General features: G+C 72.5%; 2 protein-coding genes. Both read right to left on the bottom strand.

All coding sequences use genetic code 11. The features are described from left to right. Positions 1-3 precede the first annotated feature (3 nt). The gene (gene pspAB, locus ACWGL3_RS32145) at positions 4-603 is read right to left on the bottom strand and encodes a PspA-associated protein PspAB (RefSeq protein WP_267948865.1); all 600 of its coding nucleotides are present in this window, start codon (positions 601-603) and stop codon (positions 4-6) included. Positions 604-647: 44 nt separating this feature from the next. Then, on the bottom strand, positions 648-1,568 hold the full coding sequence (htpX, locus tag ACWGL3_RS32140; RefSeq protein ID WP_355013267.1) for a zinc metalloprotease HtpX: 921 nt from the start codon (positions 1,566-1,568) through the stop codon (positions 648-650). Positions 1,569-1,784: the final 216 nt, after the last annotated feature.

Below are 1,784 nucleotides of genomic sequence, written 5' to 3'. Positions count from 1 at the left end.
GGGTCACAGTCCCGGCGCGCCGTAGACCGGGAACCAGCGCGAGCGGTCCCGCTCCAGGGGCAGGTCGTCGCCGACGGCGGCCTCGAGCTGGAGTTCGAGGGCGTTGTCCCTGTGCCGGCCGTCGCCGGTGGGAGCGAAGGGGTAGAAGGTCCCGCGCTTGTACAGGTACACGAGGCCCAGGGAGCGCGTCCCGTCCGTGAACCCGACGAGGGAGCACAGGAGCGAGGGTCCGTACCCGTTGGCCTCCAGGGTGGAGTTGACGGCGTGCAGGTCGGTGACCAGGCCGGTGATGTCGGGGTCGGCGACCTCCCCCTCCGCTCCCGCCGGGTCGTGCGAGCGGACGACCAGCCACGTGTAGCCGTAGTCGTCGGTGACCTGGTCGACCGGCGGCCCGTCGCCGGCGTCGAGCAGCGCGGTGATGTCGCGTTCCAGGTCGGCGAAGGCCGCGCCCTCGGTGGCGCGGAAGGCTACGGACCCCGCGCCGGTGGGCCGGAACCCGGCCGCGGCCCGCAGGGTGACGGCCGCCGAGGGCAGGCCGAAGAGGGCGTCGAGGTCGGGTGCGGTCGGCTTGGAGCGGCCCAGCAGGGCCCGCCAGAAACTCATCGTGTGCTCCCTCGTCGGTCGGGTGGCGCCCGCCGCGACCCCGCTCAGCGGCCCTGTCCGAGCTGCCGGGAGATCTCGGAGAGCTGGGACAGGCGCTGGTCGACCGGGGGGTGGGTCGCGACCAGCCGGCTGAAGCTGAACCCCTTGCGGGAGAGCGCGGGGGCGAAGAAGAACGCGTTGAACGGCTCCACCTGGCGCAGGTCGCGGCTCGGGATCCGCGCCATGTCGCCGGTGATCTTGGTGAGGGCGCTCCCCAGCACGGAGGGGCGCCCGGTCAGGTAGGCGGCGGCCCGGTCGGCCGAGAGCTCCCGGTACCGGGACAGCGCCCGGGTGAGCAGGAAGCTGAGCGCCCAGGCGACGGCGCTGACCAGGACGACCAGGAGGGCGACCACCGCGGGCGCCGGCCCGTTGTTGTTGCCGCGGCTCGCCCCGGCGAACATGGCGAAGCGCAGGCCCGCCTGGGTGAGGAAGCCCGCGACGATGCCGAGGAACCCGGCGACGGTCATGACCATGACGTCGCGGTGGGCGATGTGGGACAGCTCGTGGGCGACGACCGCCTCCAGCTCGGGGCCCTCCAGGCGGCGCATGAGGCCGGTCGTCACGCAGATGACCGCGCTCTTCTCGTTGTGGCCGGTGGCGAAGGCGTTGGGGACGTCGGTGTCGGCGACCCCGACCCTGGGCTTGGCCATGTCGGCCATGGCGCACAGCCGGTCGACCACGGCGTGCAGCTCGGGCGCCTGCTGGGGCGTGACCTCCTTGGCCCCCATGGAGAACATGGCGATCTTGTCGGAGGCGAAGTAGCTGAAGAGCGCGAACCCGGCGACGAGGAGGACCACGAGCCACACGTTGAGCCCCACCAGGACCAGTCCGACCACGAAGGCCGCGTACACCAGGGCCAGGAGGCCCATGGTCGTCACCATCCGGGTGGTGAGCCCGCGGTCCGGCCTGAACTTGGAACCAGCCATGCCGCACTCCTCTCCCCCGACTGTCTCGGAGTGTAGTTCGCACAGGTGAGAAAGGGGTCAAAGCGGTGTACAGCGTGTCCCCCACGGTGCGTCCCCCTCTCCGGTCAACGGGGACCCGGGGGTGCCGGGTTCCACCGGGGCGGTCGGGAGCGGGGTGTTCCGTCGCACACCGGCCCCCGCACACGCCGAGGCCGCCGTGACGGTGTCACGGCGGCC

It is taken from the genome of Nocardiopsis sp. NPDC055824, assembly GCF_053616335.1.
This window is presented reverse-complemented; position numbering and strand designations above follow the sequence as displayed.